General features: G+C 74.2%; 12 protein-coding genes. 3 read left to right on the top strand and 9 right to left on the bottom strand.

Annotation, left to right across the window (positions count from 1 at the left end; all coding sequences use genetic code 11):
• Positions 1-3: 3 nt before the first annotated feature.
• From ftsW to mraZ, 9 genes are all read right to left on the bottom strand, one after another.
• Positions 4-1,332, bottom strand: a complete 1,329-nt coding sequence (gene ftsW / locus HTZ77_RS07345) for a putative lipid II flippase FtsW (protein WP_175588715.1) — start codon at positions 1,330-1,332, stop codon at positions 4-6.
• On the bottom strand, positions 1,329-2,723 hold the full coding sequence (murD, locus tag HTZ77_RS07350) for a UDP-N-acetylmuramoyl-L-alanine--D-glutamate ligase (protein ID WP_175588716.1): 1,395 nt from the start codon (positions 2,721-2,723) through the stop codon (positions 1,329-1,331). Before murD ends, ftsW begins: the two co-directional genes overlap by 4 nt.
• Entirely contained in the window at positions 2,720-3,775 is a 1,056-nt protein-coding gene (gene mraY, locus HTZ77_RS07355; protein WP_175588717.1) for a phospho-N-acetylmuramoyl-pentapeptide-transferase, read from the bottom strand. The genes murD and mraY overlap by 4 nt, the downstream gene beginning before the upstream one ends.
• Positions 3,772-5,241, bottom strand: a complete 1,470-nt coding sequence (locus tag HTZ77_RS07360) for a UDP-N-acetylmuramoyl-tripeptide--D-alanyl-D-alanine ligase (RefSeq protein ID WP_175588718.1) — start codon at positions 5,239-5,241, stop codon at positions 3,772-3,774. Before HTZ77_RS07360 ends, mraY begins: the two co-directional genes overlap by 4 nt.
• Positions 5,238-6,770 (bottom strand): UDP-N-acetylmuramoyl-L-alanyl-D-glutamate--2,6-diaminopimelate ligase, encoded by a 1,533-nt coding sequence (locus HTZ77_RS07365; protein WP_175588719.1) that lies wholly within the window; start codon positions 6,768-6,770, stop codon positions 5,238-5,240. Before HTZ77_RS07365 ends, HTZ77_RS07360 begins: the two co-directional genes overlap by 4 nt.
• A gap of 40 nt (positions 6,771-6,810) precedes the next feature.
• Positions 6,811-8,544, bottom strand: a complete 1,734-nt coding sequence (locus tag HTZ77_RS48930; protein WP_456237985.1) for a peptidoglycan D,D-transpeptidase FtsI family protein — start codon at positions 8,542-8,544, stop codon at positions 6,811-6,813.
• 1,895 nt (positions 8,545-10,439) lie between these two features.
• On the bottom strand, positions 10,440-11,702 hold the full coding sequence (locus HTZ77_RS07375; protein ID WP_175588720.1) for a hypothetical protein: 1,263 nt from the start codon (positions 11,700-11,702) through the stop codon (positions 10,440-10,442).
• On the bottom strand, positions 11,686-12,669 hold the full coding sequence (gene rsmH / locus HTZ77_RS07380) for a 16S rRNA (cytosine(1402)-N(4))-methyltransferase RsmH (RefSeq protein ID WP_175588721.1): 984 nt from the start codon (positions 12,667-12,669) through the stop codon (positions 11,686-11,688). Before rsmH ends, HTZ77_RS07375 begins: the two co-directional genes overlap by 17 nt.
• A 219-nt stretch (positions 12,670-12,888) precedes the next feature.
• Positions 12,889-13,320 carry a division/cell wall cluster transcriptional repressor MraZ gene (mraZ, locus tag HTZ77_RS07385; protein WP_175588722.1) on the bottom strand — a complete coding sequence of 144 codons (432 nt, stop codon included), beginning with the start codon at positions 13,318-13,320 and terminating at the stop codon, positions 12,889-12,891.
• Positions 13,321-13,796: 476 nt separating this feature from the next.
• Here mraZ and HTZ77_RS07390 point away from each other — a divergent pair, with 476 nt between their 5' ends.
• From HTZ77_RS07390 to HTZ77_RS07400, 3 genes are read left to right on the top strand one after another with little or no spacing between them, the layout of a single operon-like run.
• Entirely contained in the window at positions 13,797-14,774 is a 978-nt protein-coding gene (locus tag HTZ77_RS07390) for an AAA family ATPase (protein WP_175588723.1), read from the top strand.
• Positions 14,771-16,033 (top strand): DUF58 domain-containing protein, encoded by a 1,263-nt coding sequence (locus tag HTZ77_RS07395; RefSeq protein WP_175588724.1) that lies wholly within the window; start codon positions 14,771-14,773, stop codon positions 16,031-16,033. Before HTZ77_RS07390 ends, HTZ77_RS07395 begins: the two co-directional genes overlap by 4 nt.
• Positions 16,030-18,528 (top strand): transglutaminase family protein, encoded by a 2,499-nt coding sequence (locus HTZ77_RS07400; protein ID WP_175588725.1) that lies wholly within the window; start codon positions 16,030-16,032, stop codon positions 18,526-18,528. Before HTZ77_RS07395 ends, HTZ77_RS07400 begins: the two co-directional genes overlap by 4 nt.
• Positions 18,529-18,662: the final 134 nt, after the last annotated feature.

Below are 18,662 nucleotides of genomic sequence, written 5' to 3' on the forward strand. Positions count from 1 at the left end.
GCCTCAGCGCCGGGCCCCGCTCCCGGCCCCGGCCCCGGCCCTGCTTCCGGCCCGGGACCTGGCCCGGGCGGCGCGTCCCAGGCCCAGCCAGCTTAGGGCCCGCACGGCCGGTCCGGGGCCACGGGCCGCGAGGGCCTCGCGGGCGCCGGGCTCGCGTTTGGCGAACGACAGCAGCATGCCGAGCGCGGCGAGCGTGGGCAGCAGGGCCGACCCGCCGTACGAGACGAGCGGCAGCGGGATGCCGGTGATGGGCAGCACGCCGAGGACGGCGCCCATGTTGACGATGGCCTGACCGGCGATCCAGGCCACGATCGCGGCGGCGGCCAGCCGGACGAACGCGTCGTTGACCCGGGTGGCGACCCGCAGCCCCGCGTACCCGAGCAGGCCGAACAGCGCCACGACGACCAGGGTGCCCATCAGGCCGAGCTCCTCGCCGAGGATGGCGAAGATGAAGTCGCTCTCGCCGTGGGGCAGCCAGCTCCACTTGGCCCGGCTGCTGCCGAGGCCGAGCCCGAACCAGCCGCCGGAGCCCATCGCGATCTGCCCCTGCACCGCCTGGTAGCCGGCGCCCTGCGCGTCGGCCCACGGGTCGAGGAAGGCGCCGATGCGGGCCATCCGGTACGGCTCCACCTTGATCATGATGATCGCGGCGAGCACGGCCAGCGACAGGATGCCGGCGAACAGCTTGATCGGCGCCCCCACCACCCACAGCAGCGCCAGGAAGATCATGAACAGCACGAGCGTGGTGCCGAGGTCGCGGCCGAGCATGACCATGACGGCCAGGATGGCCGTGCCGGGCATGAGCGGGATCAGCATGTGCCGCCACTCGATGCGGCCGTGCCGGGCCCGCCGGGCCAGCAGGTCGGCCCCCCACAGCGCGAGCCCCAGCTTGGCCGGCTCGGACGGCTGGATGGTCAGCGGGCCGACGTAGATCCACCGCTGCGCGCCCAGCTCGGACGAGCCGATGAACAGCACCATGACCAGCGCGATGATCGACAACGCCATGAGCGGATATCCGGCCCACCGGAAGAACCGGTGTGGCAGCCGGGAGCAGCCCCACATGACCAGCACGCCGAGCGCGGCCGAGAACGACTGCTTGATGAACCAGGAGAACGGGTTGCCGGTCTTCTGCATCGCCTCGATGCTGGAGGCCGACAGCACCATCATCAGCCCGAGCGCGAGCAGCAGGGCGCTGCACCCGAGGATCAGGTAGTAGGTGGTCAGCGGCTTGCCCAGCAGCTCCCTGAGCGTGGCGAGCTGCTCGCGCGCCCAGCCCGACGGCCCCTCGACGGCGCTCCGGCGCGGCCGGTCCTCGGTGCTGGTGGCGCTCACGTGGCGGCCTTCAGCCCGTGTACGGCACGCGCGAAGGCCTCCCCCCGCGCCGGGTACCCCGCGAACATGTCGAGCGACGCCCCGGCCGGCGAGAGCAGCACGGTGTCACCCGGGCGGGCCAGACGGGCGGCTTCGGTGACGACTTCGTCCATCGCACCAGTGTCTTGGGAGGAGATGTCCACCACGGGGACATCCGGGGCGTGTCGCGCGAGTGCTTCGGCGATCACGCCGCGGTCGGCGCCCAGCAGCACCGCCCCGCGCAGCCGCGGCGCGGCCCGGCGCACCAGGTCCTCCACGTCGGCGCCCTTGAGCTGGCCGCCCGCGATCCACACGATCGACGGGTAGGACGACAGGGCCGCCGCCGCGGCGTGCGGGTTGGTGGCCTTGGAGTCGTCGACGTAGTCGACCTCGCCGAGGCGGGCGACGTGCTGGAGGCGGTGCGGGTCGGGCGTGAAGTCGCGCAGGCCCTGGCGTACGGCGGAGGCCGGCACGCCGGCGGCGCGGGCGAGGGCGGCGGCGGCCAGCGCGTTGGCGACGTTGTGCGGGGCGAGCGGGCGCACGTCGGCCAGCGTGGCGAGCTCCTCGGCCGCCTCCACCGGGTCGGCGACGAACGCCCGGTCCACGAGGAGGTCCTCGACCACGCCGACCTGCCCGGGCCTCGGCACGCGCAGCGTGAAGCCGACGGCCCGCGGGTACGGCTCGGCCAGCCGGGTGGCCTCGGGGTCGTCGGCGTTGTAGACGACGGTGCCGGCGCGCTCGAAGATGCGGCCCTTGGCGGCGGCGTACTCCTCCATGGAGCCGTGCCAGTCGAGGTGGTCGGGCGCGACGTTGAGGATCGCGGCGGCCAGCGGGGCCAGGGAGGCCGACCAGTGGAGCTGGAAGCTGGACAGCTCGACGGCCAGCGTGTCGTACGCCTCGTCCCCGGTGCGGGTGACGGCCCGGATGACGGGCTCGCCGACGTTGCCCACGGCCGCCGCGCCGCGGCCGTCGGCCAGCAGGATGGACGTGAGCATGCGCACGGCGGTGGTCTTGCCGTTGGTGCCGGTCAGGGCGAGCCAGGGGGCGGCGCCGGCCGGACGCAGCCGCCAGGCCAGCTCGACCTCGCCGACCACCTCGACGCCGGCCCGCAGCGCGGCGGCGATCAGCGGGTGGTGGGGCGCCCAGCCGGTGGTGACCAGCCGGGTGACGCCCTCGGGCAGGTCCATGGCGCCGAAGCGGGTCTCGACGCCCAGCGCGGCCAGCTCGCCGGCGGCGCGGCGCTGCCGCTCCCCCTCGACGGCCTCCACGACCACGACCCGCTCCCCCCGGGCGGCGAGCACCTCGGCGACGGCGGTGCCGGACACACCGAGCCCGGCCACGCAGGTGAGCCCGAGGTCCGCCGCGTGCGTCATCGCGGCATCCACTCGACGTAGAACAGGCCGAGGCCGAGGGCGGCGCACAGCATGGCGATCAGCCAGAACCGGACCACGATCGTGGTCTCCGCCCAGCCCTTCAGCTCGAAGTGGTGCTGCAGCGGCGCCATCCGGAACACGCGTTTGCCGGTCATCTTGAAGAAGCCCACCTGGATGATCACCGACAGGGTGATGATCACGCACAGGCCGGCGAGGATGATGAGCAGGAGCTGGGTGCGGGTGGCGATGGCCAGGCCGGCCAGCACGCCGCCCAGCGCGAGCGAGCCGGTGTCGCCCATGAAGATCTTGGCGGGGGGCGCGTTCCACCACAGGAAGCCGATGAGCGCCCCGAGCACCGCGGCGGCCACCACGGCCAGGTCGAGGGGGTCGCGCACCCAGTAGCAGTTGGGGCCGAGCTGGTCGATGCAGTTGTTGCGCAGCTGCCAGTTGCCGATCAGCACGTACGCGGCGAGCACGACGCCGGTCGCGCCGCTGGCCAGGCCGTCGAGGCCGTCGGTGAGGTTCACCGCGTTGGAGAAGCCGACGATCATGATCAGCACCCAGATGGTGAACCCGACGATGCCGAGCGGCGGCCCGAAGTCGCGCAGGAACGACAGGCGCGGCTCGGCGGGCGTGATGCCGTAGACGTTGGCCTGCTGCGTCACCATCACCGCGAAGATGGCTCCGACGACGAGCTGGCCCAGCGCCTTGGCGCCGCTGCGCAGGCCCAGGCTGCGCTGCTTGTAGATCTTGATGAAGTCGTCGAGGAAGCCGACCGCGCCGAGGCCGGTCATGAGGAACAGCACGAGCAGGCCCGAGACGGTGGGCGGCGACAGCATGGCCAGGTGGGAGCCGCCGTAGGCCATCAGCGAGGCCAGCACGATGACGATGCCGCCCATCGTGGGGGTGCCGCGCTTGTCGTAGTGGCCGGACGGGCCCTCCTCGCGGATCTCCTGGCCGTAGCCACGACGGGAGAGCAGCCGGATGGCCAGGGGGGTGCCGAGCATCGACAGGATGAGCCCCACCGCGCCGGCGATGATGATGTTGTTCACTGGGTGGCACCCCCGAGCAGCAGCTCGGCCGTCCTCTCAAGGCTCATCGCGCGGGGTCCCTTGACGAGCACGACGTCGCCGGGCCGCAGCCACTGCGACACCTGCGCGGCGGCGGCCTCCGCGTCGGGCACGTGCACGATCGGCAGGTCACCCGCTCCGGACATGTCACCCGTTCCCGACATGTCGCCCGGGTGGGTGTGGGTCTCCCGGGACGCGGCCGGGGTCCCGGCGCGGCCGGCCGCGGCGAACGCGCCCTCCAGCACCGGGTCGGCGTCGGGGCCGGCGACCACCAGCCCGGACAGGCCCGCGCCGCCCGCCAGGCGGCCCAGGTCGGTGTTGAGCTCCGTGGAGTCCTCGCCCAGCTCGCGCAGGGCGGCGATGACGGCGAAGCGCCGCCGTCCGCCGCCCAGGGCGCCGAGCGCGGCGAACGCGGCGCGCATCGAGTCGGGGTTGGCGTTGTAGGCGTCGTTGATCACGGTGACGCCGTCGGGCCGGTCGGTGACCTCCATGCGCCAGCGGCTGCTCGGGGTCGCCTGGCTCAGCTCCGCGGCGATGGTCGCGACCGGCAGGCCCAGCTCGTAGGCCGCCGCGGCGGCGGCCAGCGAGTTCTCGACCGCGGGCTCGCCGTACAGCAGCAGCGAGACGCGGGCGGAGCCGGACGGCGTGGTCAGCGTGTAGGAGCCCCGGCCGCGCTCGTCGAAGGTGACGTCCTCGGCCCGGATCGCGGCCTCCGGCGCGCGGCCGAACAGCGTGACGCGCGCCTCGGTGCGCGCGGCCATCTCGCGCACCAGCGGGTCGTCGGCGTTGAGCACCGCGACGCCGTCGCGGGGCAGCGCCTCGACCAGCTCGCCCTTGGCCTTGGCGATGGCCTCCTTGCCGCCGAACACGCCGAGGTGGGCGGTGCCGACGTTGAGGACCACGCCGATGCGCGGCGGCGCGATGCGGGTGAGCGCGCGGATGTGGCCGATGTTGCGGGCGCTCAGCTCCAGCACCATGAACCGGGTCTCGTGGTCGGCCCTGAGCACGGTCAGCGGGTGGCCGATCTCGTTGTTGAACGAGCCGACCGGCGCGATCGTGGGCCCCATGCGGGTGGTCAGCCGGGCCAGGAGGTCCTTGGTGGTCGTCTTGCCGGCCGAGCCGGTCACGCCGATCACGGTGGCGCCGGGCAGGGCCGCGCTCTGCGCGGTGGCCAGGGCGGCCAGCGCGGCGGCGGTGTCGGGCACCACGACCGCGGGCGCGTCGACGGCCCGGCTCGCCAGCACCGCGACGGCTCCGGCCCGGACCGCCTGGGCGGCGTAGTCGTGACCGTCCACGCGCGCGCCCTTGAAGGCGACGAACAGCGATCCCGGCCGGACGTCCCGCGAGTCGATCACCACCGGACCGCGCACCACCGCGCGGGGGTCGGCCATGCCCGACAGGGCCCCCGAGGTGATCTCGGCGATCCTGGCCAGAGGCAACGGGATCATGCGTGCTTCCTGCTTTCCTTGCGTGCGTCGATCGCCCGGGTGACGACCTCGCGGTCGTCGAAGGGGATCACCTCGCCTGAAATGTACTGACCCTGCTCATGGCCCTTGCCCGCCACCACGATCACGTCGCCGCGGCCGGCCCGGCCGACCGCCAGCTCGATCGCGGCCGCGCGGTCAGGCTCAATGATCACATGAGCGCGGTCGTGCCGCGGAACGCGGAGCGCTCCCTCCATCATCGCGGCCAGGATGGCCAGCGGATCCTCGGAACGAGGATTGTCGCTGGTGAAAATCGCCACATCGGCCAGCCGGGCCGCGGCCTCGCCCATGAGGGGCCGCTTGCCCGTGTCGCGGTCGCCGCCGCAGCCGAGCACCACCGTGAGCCGCCCGGCGGTGACCTCGCGCAGGGACAGCAGCACCGACTCGACCGCGCCCGGTTTGTGCGAGTAGTCGACCACGGCCTGGAAGTCGTCGCCGGCGTCCGTGACCCGCTCCATGCGGCCGGGCACCCCGGTCATCGCGCCGACGCCGTGGACGGCCGTCTGGAGCGGCACGCCGGCCTCGACGAGGGTGACAATGGCGCCGAGCGCGTTGGCGACGTTGAACGGGCCGGGCAGCGAGATCTGCGCGTCGGCCTCGACCCCGCCGGGGCCCACCACGCGGAAGGCGCTGCCGTCGGCGCCGAGCCGGGTGTCGAGCGCCCGCCAGGCCGCCTCCGGGTCGCCGAGCGCCGAGAACGTCGTCATCGGCACCTTGGCCCGCGCCAGCAGCTCGCGGCCGTACGGGTCGTCGAAGTTGGTGACGCCCGTCCGGCACATCTCGGGCTGGAACAGCCGGGCCTTGGTGGAGAAGTAGTCGTCGAGGTCCTTGTGGAAGTCCAGGTGGTCCTGCGACAGGTTGGTGAACAGCGCCACGTCGTAGAAGACGCCGTCGACGCGGCCGAGCGCCAGGGCGTGGCTGGAGACCTCCATGGCCGCCGCCGTCACGCCCCGCTCGCGCATCAGGGCGAACAGGCCGTGCAGGTCGGACGCCTCGGGCGTGGTCAGCCGCGGCTGGAACTCCAGGTCGCCCGCGTGGATCTCGACGCCGCCGACCAGGCCCGTGGTGTGGCCGGCCGCCCGCAGCCCCGCCTCCAGCAGGAACGTGGTGGTGGACTTGCCGCTGGTGCCGGTGACGCCGAGCACCTGGACGTCGTGGGCCGGCTGGCCGTACACCCAGGAGGCGACCTGCCCGAGCAGGGCGCGCGGGTCGGGCACGATCAGCACCGGCAGCCCGGTCGCGACGGCCCGCTCGCGGCCCGCCTCGTCGGTGAGGACGGCCGCGGCGCCGCGCGCCAGAGCCTGCGCCGCGAAGGCCGCGCCGTGGGCGGTGCTGCCGGGCAGGGCGACGTACAGGTCGCCGCGCTGGACCTCGCGCGAGTCGAGGGTGACACCGGTCAGCGCGGCATGGGGCGACCTCGCCGAGCCTGACTCGGCGTCGAGCATGGTCGCCAGCCCGGTCAGCGGGCGGGGCGGACTGGTCGTTGGACGCATAGACGACGGGGGACGCACGGCGGCAGCGTACCTTCCCCGGTCACTGTCCCGCGCGAGTCCGCACCGCTGGCGCGGTGGAACCCGTGGGCGGGATCTTCCTGCTCTTGATGGCGAACGTCATCACATCCTTGAACACGGGCGCGGCGATCTGCCCGCCGAAGTGTCCGTTCTTCGGGTTCTGCAGCACCGACAGCACCACCAGCCGGGGCGCGTCGGCGGGACTGAAGCCCACGAACGAGGCCGTGTATCCGTCGTAACGGCCCAACTGCTGATCGTAGCGGTCCGCGGTGCCCGTCTTGCCCGCCACCCGATAACCGGGGATGGCGGCGAGCTCGCCCGTGCCCTGGGCGCTCACCGCGGCCTCCAGCATGGTGGTGATCTCCTTGGCCGTCCGCTCGCTGACCACGCGGGTCTTCCTGCCCGGGGCGGACGGGACGAACCGCCCCGACGCGTCCGTCGTGCCGGCCACGATCTGCGGCTCGATCTTCACCCCGCCGTTGGCGATCGTCTGGTAGACGCTGGCCATCTGCAGCGCGGTCACCGACACGCCCTGGCCGTAGGCGACCGTGCAGCTCTGGCTCCCGGACCAGGTCTTGTAGTCGGGCAGCAGGCCCGCGCCGGCGCCGGGCACGCCGCCGCCGGGGGTCGCGCCGAAGCCGAACGCCTTGAGCATGCGGTAGAGCCGCTCACTGCCGATCTTGCGGGCGGCCATGATGGTGGCGACGTTGCTGGACTGCGCCATGGCCTCGCGGAACGTCATCGCCTCCGCCGGGTGCGGATGGGCGTCGCGCAGCACCCGGTCGTAGCACTTGATGTTGTCCTTGACCTGGAAGACCGTGTCGGGGCTGACCACGCCGGCCTCCAGCGTCGCCGCCGCGGTGATGACCTTGTTGGTGCTGCCGGGCTCGAACACGTCGGCGGCGGCCCGGTTGACGTACAGGCCGGGCGGGGCCTTGCCCCAGTTGTTCAGGTCGAGCTCGGGGGCGTTGGCCATGGCGACGATCTGCGCCGTCCGCACGTCCATGACGATGACGGTGCCGCTGCTCGCGCCCGCCACCTTCGCCTGCTCGGCGATGGCCCGCTGGGCGGCCCACTGGATGTCGCGGTCGATGGTCAGCCGCACGTCGCGGCCGTCGACCGGGGCGGTGCGCTGGGTGCTGGTCATCGGGATGGGCTGGCCGTCGCGGCCCGTCTCGGCCCGCTGCTCGCCGTCGCGGCCGGCCAGCAGGGAGTTCTTGGCCGCCTCCATGCCGCCGAGGCCCTTGCCCTCGTCGCCGACGAACCCGATGAGGCTGCCCGCCAGGTCGCCCGCCGGGTAGAGGCGCCGGTAGGTCTTCTTCGACGTCAGGCCGGGCACGCGGCCCTCCTTGAGCAGGCGGGCGGCCACGCCGGGGTCGACGTCCCGGGCCAGGAGCTGGTAGCGGGTGCCGGTCACCGCCAGCTTGGCGGCCATCTCCTGCTCGGACCTGCCGAGGTACGCGGCCAGGGCCTGGGCGACCACGGGACGCGCGGCGGGGGGCACCACGCTGGGGTCGATGGCGATCTCGCGGGCCTCGGCGGTGACGGCCAGCGGGTGGCCGGCGACGTCGGTGATGGTGCCGCGCCTGGCCGGGATCTGCTGGGTCTGCAGGCGCTGACTGGCGGCCCGCGCCTCGTACACCTTGGAGTCGAGGCCCTGCATCTGGATCAGGCGGCCGGCGAAGATCGACATGATGAACGTCATGCCGATGAGGCCGACGTTGATGCGCCGGCGCGGGCTGCCGAGGCGCAGCACGAGGGGCGGCCTGGCGGGACGGGACGGCGGCCGGCGCCCCGATCCGGGACCACCGCCGCGCCCTCCCCCGTCGCGCCCTCCCCCGTCGCGCCCTCCCCCGTCGCGGCCGCCGGGGCCCCGGCCGTCCGGGTCCCAGCCGTCACGGCCCCAGGCGCCGGGGGCTCCGGGCATGCGGGAGAGCAGCGCGCCCAGACCGCGGGCCAGCGGGCTCGCGGGCCCGCGGCGGGGGGTGCTCCTGCGCGGGCCGGTGGCGCGTCCGGGGGCGTCCTTGGGGGGGCGTCCGCGGGGGTCGCGCTCCTGCGCGGCGGCCCGGCCACGCGCGCTGCCCCGGTCACGGGGGTCGCGGTCACGGGAGTCGCGATCGCGCGGGTCACGGTCACGATCACGCGCGTCACGATCGCGGGGATCGCGGCGCGGGTCACGATCGCGCGGGTCACGATCGCGGGGATCGCTATTGCGCGGGTCACGGTCACGAGGATCGCGGTCACGGGGATCGCGGCGCGGGTCACGGTCGCGGTCACGCGCGTCACGATCGCGGGGATCGCGGCTGCGGGAGCTGCGGAGGTCGGGGTCCTGTGAGGGGGAGGCCCGGCGCGTCCCTGCTCCTTGGGCGCCGTCCTGGCGCAGGCGGCCACGCCCGGACGGCCCTGACGACCCGGACGACCCGGACGGCCGCTCGGCCTCGTCGCGGGCCCGGCCGTCGCTCGCGCCCCGGCCCCGACCGTCCGTCCCGTTCTGCACCCGGCCGTCCGTACGGCTCCGCGCTCGGTCGTCCCTCCCGCCTCGCACCCGGCCGCCCGGCCCGCCGGTCTCGCTCCGCGTACGGCTGCCCGAGGCGGAGGTCCCGCCGCCCGCGCGGCCGCGGCCGGGCTCGGAGTCGTCGTCCTGACGGCCGCGGACGACGCGTCCCACGGGCTCCTGGCGGGAGCGGGCACGCGGACCGTCGCCGTCGTCCTGGCGGCGGGCGCGAGCCGACGAGCTCTCGCCGCGTCCCGTGAAGGGCGGGAGCTCGTCGTGGTCCTGGGCCGCGCGCCTGGAGCGGGCCGATCCGGCCATCGGGTCCCAGCCCGACGGCTCACCGTCGTCCGCGCGGGAGCGGCGGCCGTCCGCCGAATCGCGCTCGGGCCGGCCGCCCGACCGGCCCTGGCGGGCGTTCATCCGGTCGTCGGCCGAACGGCCGCCCGACCGCCCGCGCGCGCCATCTTGCGGCGCGCGGCCGTGTGGCAGGTCAAGGGGGTCACCTTCCCAGTCCCGGCGCGTACGGCCCCGAGTGGGGCCCTGTGGTTCGTCGTCGGGGTCACGGCGCAGGCGTCCCCGGGGAGCGGCGTCCCGCCCGTCGTCGTCACGCTCACGGCCCGCACGGCCACGCGGGGCGGCGGCGGACAGGTCGTCGCGGTCACGGCGCACACGTCCCGCCGAAGCGTCCCGCAGGTCCTCGTCGTGGACGCGGCGCAGGCGGCCACGCGCCCCCACGTCACGAAGGTCGTCATCACGGTCACGCCCCGCACGACCACGCGACCCGGCGTCCCGCCCGTCGTCGTCACGGTCGCGGCGCGCGCGGCTGCCCGCCGAATCCTGTGGCGTGCGGGTGCGGGGCGGGTCCTGGGGCGTGCGGCCGCGGGGCGTGCGGCCACGCGGCCGGTCGTCCGGGTCGTCGTCGGACGAGCCGCCGGAGGACGACAGGTCGAAGGGCAGGTCGAACGGGTCCTGGCGCTTGCTGGGGTCGCGCCGGTCGTCGGACGACGCGCGCCCCGTCCCCTCCGAACGGGACGAACCCGTCGCTCTGCCCGGCCTTCCGGGACCGCCGGGCGTACGACGGGCGGCGCCGGGCCCTCCCTGAGAACCGGCGCCGCCCCCGCCACGGCCGGGCCCCTGGCCCCTGCCGCCTGTGTCCCTCACCGGGTCTGGTCCACCCGCCCGGCGTCGGCCTCGGTGCCCGCCGGGGCACCGTCGGCGCCCTGCCCGGACGTGCCGGCCGGACGGGCCTGGCCGGTCACCTCCGTGGTGCCCGACGTGGCGCCCGTCGTCGTGCCGGACGTGGCGCCCGTCGTGGTGCCGGACGTGGTGCCGGTCCTGCCGGTCTCGGCCGTGCCGCCCGTGCCCGTCCTGGCCTCGCCGCCGGTCGTCGTACCGGTGGTGGCCGTGCCGGTGGTGGCCGTGCCGGGCGTGGTGCCCTTCGTGGCCGGGGTGCCGGTGCCGTTCGTGGCCGGGGTGCCGGTCTCCGTGCCCGTGCCGGGCTTGGCGGCACCCTTGCCCGTGTCGCCGAGCGTGAGCGGGTTGATGCTGTTGTCGAGGTGGAGGCCCTGGTCCTCGGCCCGCCTGGCGATGACGGACGCCTGGGTCTCCTGCTCGATGACCTGCTTGAGCCGGTCGTTGTGCTGGCGGGCGGAGGCGATCTCGCCGCGCAGCCGCGAGGCGGTGATCGAGTCCTGGGCGAGCACGGTGTTGAGCAGCAACAGGCTCACCAGGCCGCCGCAGAGCAGCCCGACGACGAGCAGCACGAACGGCGCCCGCTGACGGCGGCGGGCCGGGACGGCCCGGGCCGCGGGACGGGCGGCGCGCTCGCTCCGGTCCCGGCGGGACGCGGACTCGGCGGCCGGGCGCGGGCGCGGCACCGGGCGCGCCGCGGGCGACGGCTCCTGGCCGGGAACCGTGCCGGGACCCGGTCTCGTCGTGGGCTCGCCGGACGGCCGCGCCGGCGGCGCGGCGGGTGACGTGCCGGCGGGGCCGGTGAGCGTGCGGGTGCCGTTCTTGGGCTGCTGGGCGGGCGCGGGCCTGCGGCGGCCCGTGCCGGGCGCGCCGGCGGCGCCGCCCTTGACCCCGCCGCGCGCACCGGCCCTCGCCGCGCCCGGCCGCGACGGACCGGCCGACGGCAGGTCGGGCGAGGTGAAGTCGGGCAGCGTGATCACTGGCGTGTCGGCGTCCGAGCCGGCGGAACCGGAGGCACCGCGACCCGACGCGCCCGCACCCGAGGCGCCGCCGGACGCGGCGGACCTGGACGCGCCACGGCCGGACGCGCCGACGCCGGAGGCGGCCGACCCGGGCGCGCCGGTCTCGGACGCGTCGCCGGGCGTGGCGGTGCCGGGCGCGGCGGGCTCGAGCACGGTGCCGCGGGCGGACGCGCGCCGCCTGGTCTCCTGCTCAGTCGTGGTCGTCAACACGGATCCTCTCTGCCGCCCGTAGCCGGGCCGAGGCAGCCCGCGGGTTGCGGGCCAGCTCTTCTTCGCCGGGGAGCTCGGCCCCCCTCGTCACCAGGCGGAACCGCGGCTGGTGTGCCGGCAGCGGGACGGGGAGCCCGGGTGGGCTGGTGTCCCTGGTTCGCGCCGTGAGGACCTGCTTGGTGAGCCGGTCCTCCAGGGAGTGGTAGGAGAGCACGACGACTCTCCCCCCGAGCGTCAGCGCGTCGAGGGCCGCGGGCAGCGCCGCCTCCAGGGCGGTGAGCTCCGCGTTGACCTCGATGCGCAGCGCTTGGAAAGTCCTCTTGGCGGGGTTGCCCCCGGTGCGCCGGGTAGCGGCGGGAATCGCCTGCCGGACGATCTCCGCGAGCCGCTTCGTCGACGTTATGGCCTCCTTGGCCCTTTCCTTGACAATTAGGCCCGCGACACGCGGTGCGAACCGTTCCTCGCCGTAATCACGGAGGATGCGCGTTAGCTCCCCGGCCGAGTAGGTATTGACCACCTTCTCCGCCGTGAGCTCCTGCTCGGTGTCCATCCGCATGTCCAGCGGGGCGTCATAGGAGTACGCGAACCCGCGCTCGGCCTCGTCGAGCTGCGGCGAGGAGACCCCCAGGTCGAACAGCACACCGTCGACCGTGGTGCGGCCGAGGGCGGCGCCGGTGGTGGCGACCACCTCGGCGAGCTGGTCGGAGGAGGCGTGGACCAGGGTGGTCCGCTCCGCGTACGGGGCGAGCCGGCGCGTGGAGAAGTCGATCGCGAACGGGTCGCGGTCGATGCCGATCAGGTGGAGTGCCGGATGCGCGGCGAGCAGGGCCTCCGAGTGGCCACCGAGCCCGAGGTTGGCGTCGACGACCACGGGACGCTCACCGCCCAGCGCCGGAGCCAGCAGCTCCAGTACGCGGTCGAGCATGACCGGAACGTGACCGCCGGTGCCGTTGGCGTCGCTCATCTCCAACCCCCCTCTCGCGTCCTTGCTCGCGGATGACGCGGTCGGCGATCCTATCGGCCCTTCCTGGGTCCCCACCCGGCGCCGCCCGGCCAGGTCCCCATCCGCACCCTCTTCGTGGACGCCCGCCATCTGACACCGGGGAAGGTGCATCAGCTGGCCGGCAGTGGTTGCGGGTGGAGACCTCGCCGAACGACATCTCCGACGGATCGACCGTGCCTTCTACAAGATCCCTGGCAGCACCTCCTCCGACAGATCGGCGAACGCCTGCTCCTGAGCCATGAGATAGGTGTCCCACGCCTGCGCGTCCCAGATCTCCAACCGGGTGTTGGCCCCGATGACGGCGCAGTCGCGTTGCAGGCCGGCGTACTGCCGCAGGCTCTGCGGAATGGTGATGCGGCCCTGCTTGTCGGGGGTCTCGTCGGACGCGCTGGCGAAGAAGACGCGGCTGTAATCACGCACCGCCTTGGCGGTGACCGGGGCGGTGCTGAGAGCCTCGGTAATGCGCTGGAACTCCTCCACGGGAAAGACGTAGAGGCATCGCTCCTGGCCTTTGGTGATCACAAGACCCTCCGCCAGCTCCTCACGGTACTTAGCCGGCAGGAACAGCCGTCCCTTGTCGTCCAGACGCGGTTGATGGGTGCCGAGGAACATCGGCCCCACCTCCCGTGCCTAGTGAAGCGCTCGACGCTGGCGCACCGGCCCTCCACTGCGCACCACCATACTCCACTTCTCCCCACCGTCAACTGATTCAACCCCATGTCACAGCCTGATCGTTTCGCGTTTTCGCAGGTCACAGCGGTGGGGGGCGGTGGGGGGCGTGGAGGGGGCGTGGACGGCCACGGGCGTGTCGGGACGCACGGAAGAACCGGAGGCAAGGGGGCCCGGCGCGCGGAGGGACGGGCGTGGGGAAAAGTGGGGGGCGCATGGTAGCCGCGATGTCACCGGATTCGCACCGCTATGGCACAAGAACAGGACATCGTCCAAGTTCTCTGGAAAATCGTTAAAAGTCGCCCCACAACCCGCACCATCGTAGGGTCGTACACACAATGGAAAAGGAACGGCATGGCTCCCGCAATGGCTTGCCCGCCACTAGGGACGACCGTCGCACTTCTTCTCATGGAGGCCTGGTGGCAGTTACCCATGACGTCCCTCCCCAGCTCGACGAGCTGGTCTCCACAGCGCACCGGATCCGCGAGGCCGTCGAGTCCGTGGTGGAGGGGAAGAGCGACGCCGTCCGTCTCACCCTCACCGTCCTGCTCGCCGAGGGCCACCTGCTGATCGAGGACGTGCCGGGCGTCGGCAAGACCATGCTGGCCAAGGCACTGGCGCGCTCCATCGACTGCCCGGTGCGCCGCGTGCAGTTCACCCCCGACCTCCTGCCGAGCGACATCACCGGCGTCAGCGCCTACAACCAGCAGACGCGCGAGTTCGAGTTCAAGCCCGGCCCCGTCTTCGCCAACATCGTGGTCGGCGACGAGATCAACCGCGCCTCGCCCAAGACCCAGTCGGCCCTCCTGGAGTGCATGGAGGAGCACCAGGTCACGGTGGACGGCGTGACGTACCAGCTCGACAGCCCGTTCATGGTGATCGCCACCCAGAACCCCATCGAGATGGAGGGCACCTATCCCCTCCCCGAGGCGCAGCGTGACCGCTTCACCGCCCGCGTCGCGATGGGCTACCCGGAGCCGCACGCCGAGCTGGAGATGCTCGACGTCCACGGCGGCGCCTCCCCGCTGGACAAGCTGCAGCCGGTCGCGACGACGGCCGAGGTACGGGCGCTCATCGAGGCGGTGCGCGGCGTGTACGTGTCGCAGCCGGTCAAGAAGTACGCCATCGACCTGGTCGTCGCCACCCGCCACTCCCCCGACCTGCGGCTCGGCGCCTCCCCGCGCTCGACTCTGCAGCTCGTGCGCGCCGCGCGGGCGCACGCCGCGCTGGCCGGTCGCGACTACGTCATCCCCGACGACCTGCAGGACCTGGCCGTGCCCGTGCTGGCGCACCGGCTGCTGCCGAGCGTCGAGGCCCAGGGCCAGCGCCGCCTGCCGGAGCAGGTGGTGACCGACCTCGTCCGGCGCGTGCCGGTGCCGGAGACACGAGCCTCGTGAGGGCCGGGCTGCGGGCGCTCACCGCGAGGGGCCGTTCGTTCCTCGCCTCCGGTGTCGCGGCGCTGGTGATGGCGATCCTGCTGGGGGAGAACGACCTGTTCCGGATCGGGGTGCTGGTGGCGGCGCTGCCGCTGCTGGCCGCCATGGTGGTGGCGCGCACCCGGTACCGGCTGAGCTGCGCCAGGCGGCTGGACCCGGCCAGGGCCGAGGTGGGCGGGGAGGCCACCGTGACGCTGCGCCTGGAGAACGTCACCCGGCTGCCCACCGGGCTGCTGCTCATCGAGGACACCGTGCCGTACGCGCTGGGCGTGCGGCCCCGGTTCGTGCTGGACAAGGTCGAGGCCAGGGGGGTCCGCGAGATCGACTACCGGGTCCGCTCCGACCTGCGCGGCCGTTACACGATCGGGCCGCTGTCGGTGCGCATCGCCGACCCGTTCGGACTGGTGGAGCTGTCGCGCTCGTTCACGATCGCCGACACGCTGGTGGTGACGCCGCAGGTCGTGCCGCTGCCCCACGTACGGCTGTCCGGAGAGTGGACGGGCGGCGGCGACAGCCGCACGCGCAGCGTGGCCGCGGCCGGCGACGACGACGTGGCCCCGCGCGAGTACCGGCAGGGCGACGACCTGCGCCGGGTCCACTGGCGCTCCACGGCGCGGCGCGGCGAGCTGATGGTGCGGCGCGAGGAGCAGCAGTGGCAGAGTCGCGGCGCGCTCCTGCTCGACACGCGCCGCCACGCCCACCGCGGCGAGGGGCCGCGCTCGTCGTTCGAGGTGGCGGTCTCGGCCGCGGCCTCCATCGGCGTGCATCTGGCCCATGAGGGCCTCGGCCTGCGCCTGGTCACCGACCAGGGCGCGGAGCACCTGACGGACACGGGGCTGAGCTGGTCGCTGCTCGACACGCTGGCCGTGGTGCGGCAGAGCCCGGTCCGCTCGCTGGACATGGCGGTCTCGGCGCTGCGGCAGGGCGGCGGCGACGGGCTGGTCGTGGCCGTGCTCGGCTCCCTCGACCCGGAGGAGGCGCGGGAGCTGGGGCGCGTGCGGCACAGCGGCATCACGGGCGTGGCGGTGCTGCTGGACGTGGACACCTGGAACGGCAGCGAGCCCGGTTCGAACGAGGACTACCAGGCGGTGCAGGCCGTGCTCAGCGGTTACGGCTGGCGCATCGTGCGGCTGCCCGCGGGCACGTCGATCGCCTCCGTGTGGCAGGCGGCCGGCAGCCGCGGCAGATACACCCTCAGCCCGGCGGGAGGTGCGGCATGAGGCTCTCGGTCGCGGCGGCGGTCGCCTCGTTCTGCGCGGCGATCCTGCTCTATCCGCTGTTCGAGGGCGGCTCGTGGTTCTGGGGGACGCTGGGCGCGGTGCTCGCGGTCCTCGCCGCGAGCATGCTGAGCGGACGGCTGTCACTGCCCCTGTGGGCGGCGCCCCCGGTGGGCGCGGTCGCGCTGTGGATCTACCTGACCGCGTCGTTCGCCGCCGGCAAGGCGTGGGCGTGGGTCGTGCCGACCAAGGCGTCGGTCGTGCACCTGGCCCGGCTGCTGGAGTCAGGCTGGGGCGACATCCAGCGCTTCGCCGCGCCGGTTCCCGCCAACACCGGCATCACGCTGCTCACCTGCGGCGGCGTGGGGCTCATCGCGCTGCTGGTGGACCTGCTCGCGGCGCGGATGCGGCGGGCGGCGCTGGCCGGGCTCCCGCTGCTGGCGCTGGCCACGGTGCCGGCGACGATCCTGGCGGACCCGATCAGCTGGCCGGCGTTCGTGATCGCCGCGGCCGGTTTCCTCGGCCTGCTCCTGGCCGACGGGCGCGAGCGGGTGGGCCACTGGGGACGGGCGGTGCTGGTGCGCCGCACCACCCGCGCGGCCGCCCCGCGGCCATCGGGCGCGGCGGCCCGGGGACGGCAGGAGCCGGAGCGGGTGCGGGAGACCGCCGACACGCGGGGCCTGCGGCTGTCGGGCAAGCGGATCGGCTTCGCCGCGGTGGTGCTGGCCGTGCTGGTGCCGGCCGCGCTGCCGGTGATGGAGCCGGTGTCGTTCTTCACCTTCGGCGTCGGCGGCAGGGGCCCCGGCGCCGGGAACTCGATCAGCATCGCCAACCCGATCGCGAGCCTGAAGGGCCAGCTGAACCTGCCCGAGCCGCGCGTCGTGCTCTCGTACACCAACAGCGACGACAAGCCCCGCTACCTGCGCATCTACGCGCTGGACACGTTCGACGGCGAGCAGTTCGGCATGACCGAGCGCAAGGGCTCGGCGGAGAACCGGACCGACGAAGGTCCGCTCCCGCCCCCGCCGGGCCTGTCCCGGGGCGTGCCGGTGACGAATGTCGTGACCGACATCCGGATGAGCGACGAGATCGTGAAGCTGTCGTTCCTGCCGTTGCCGTACCCGCCCCGGCAGATCCAGGTGGACGGCGACTGGCGGGCCGACGTGAGCACGCTCATGGTCTTCTCCACCCGGGACGAGGCCGCCGGCCTGCAGTACAAGGTGTCGACCAGCGAGCCGGCGCCCACCAGCGAGCTGCTGAAGTCGCTGCCGCAGTCCCGGCCCGACCTCGACCCCCGCTACCTGAAGGTGCCGGACGACCTGCCCCCGGAGATCCGCGCGCTGGCGGACCGGGTCACCAAGGGCGCCCGCACCAGCTACGACGCGGCGGTCAAGCTCCAGGAGTTCTTCACCAGGACCGGGAACTTCACCTACACGCTGCAGACGCAGGGCAGCGGCAACTCGGCGCTGAAGGACTTCCTGCTGCGCAGCCGTGCCGGGTACTGCGAGCAGTTCGCGGCGTCGATGGCGGTGCTGGCCAGGCTGGTGGGCATCCCCGCGCGGGTGGCGATCGGCTACACCGGCGGCACGAAGGTCGGCGACCGCTGGACGGTCGGGACGAACGACTCCCACTCCTGGCCCGAGCTGTACTTCGAGGGCGTGGGCTGGCTGCCGTTCGAGCCGACGCCGACGGGCTCGCTCGGCCAGGGCAGCGCCCGGGTCCCCGCGTACACCGTGCCGCCGCCGGACCAGCCGGGCGACGGTTCGACGCCGACGCCCGGCGCGACGAGCAGCTCGGCCGACGAGCCGCTGTCGCCGCAGGGCCGCATCAACCCCCGCGAGCTGGACCGCGAGGCCGCGCTGCAGCCGGTCGGGCTGCCGGCCGAGGAGCCGACGCCCTGGCTCGCCTACACAGGCATCGGGGCGGGCGTGCTCCTGCTGCTCCTGCTGGTGCCGGCCGCGCTACGGCTGCTCACGCGCGGGCGGCGGCTACGCCGCCTCGACGGCGCGGGACGGACACCGGGCACGCCGTCCGAGCCGGACGGGCCGCAGGCGCCCCAGGGCGGCTCCGGCACGGGCGTCAGAGCCGTGGCCGGGCGGCGGACGAACGTGGCGGCCGTCTGGGCGGAGCTCGACGACCTGCTGCTGGACTACGGGATGGAGCGCGGCACCAGCGAGACGCCGCGCGCGCTGGCGCGCAGGCTGGCCGAGCGGTACGAGTTCGACGCCGACTCGGCGGCGGCCCTGGCGGCCATCGCGTCGGCGGTGGAGCGGTCGCTGTTCGCCCGCTCACCCGGGGAGATCGGGCCGATGCGGCAGGACCTGCGCGCGGTGCGGCGGGCCCTGGCGGCGACGGTGTCGCGGGGGCAGCGGGTGCGGGCCGTGCTGCTGCCGCCCTCGACCCTGCGCCGGATCCGCCGGCTGGGCGAGGGGCTGCTGGACGGCTTCGACCGGCTGGAGAGCCTGCGGCTGCGCCGGGCGGACCCGAAGGGGTCGTGACGGGACACGCGTGATCGTGCGGTCGTTCCTGAAGGGACGGCCGCACGATCGTGCGGAAGTCGTTGCGAGGGACGGCCGCACGATCGTGCGGAGAGGAGCCCGGGCCGGCGGGTGGCCGTGCGGTCGTTCCTGGG

Origin of the sequence: Nonomuraea montanisoli (assembly GCF_013363975.1) — a bacterium.
Taxonomy (GTDB): Bacteria; Actinomycetota; Actinomycetes; order Streptosporangiales; family Streptosporangiaceae; genus Nonomuraea; species Nonomuraea montanisoli.

Bases quoted from the DNA above. Each gene is read 5' to 3' on its own strand.
- murD (WP_175588716.1), bottom strand. From the start codon at position 2,723: ATGACGCACGCGGCGGACCTCGGGCTCACCTGCGTGGCCGGGCTCGGT.
- HTZ77_RS07360 (WP_175588718.1), bottom strand. From the start codon at position 5,241: ATGATCCCGTTGCCTCTGGCCAGGATCGCCGAGATCACCTCGGGGGCC.
- HTZ77_RS07365 (WP_175588719.1), bottom strand. From the start codon at position 6,770: ATGCGTCCAACGACCAGTCCGCCCCGCCCGCTGACCGGGCTGGCGACC.
- rsmH (WP_175588721.1), bottom strand. From the start codon at position 12,669: ATGAGCGACGCCAACGGCACCGGCGGTCACGTTCCGGTCATGCTCGAC.
- mraZ (WP_175588722.1), bottom strand. From the start codon at position 13,320: ATGTTCCTCGGCACCCATCAACCGCGTCTGGACGACAAGGGACGGCTG.
- HTZ77_RS07400 (WP_175588725.1), top strand. From the start codon at position 16,030: ATGAGGCTCTCGGTCGCGGCGGCGGTCGCCTCGTTCTGCGCGGCGATC.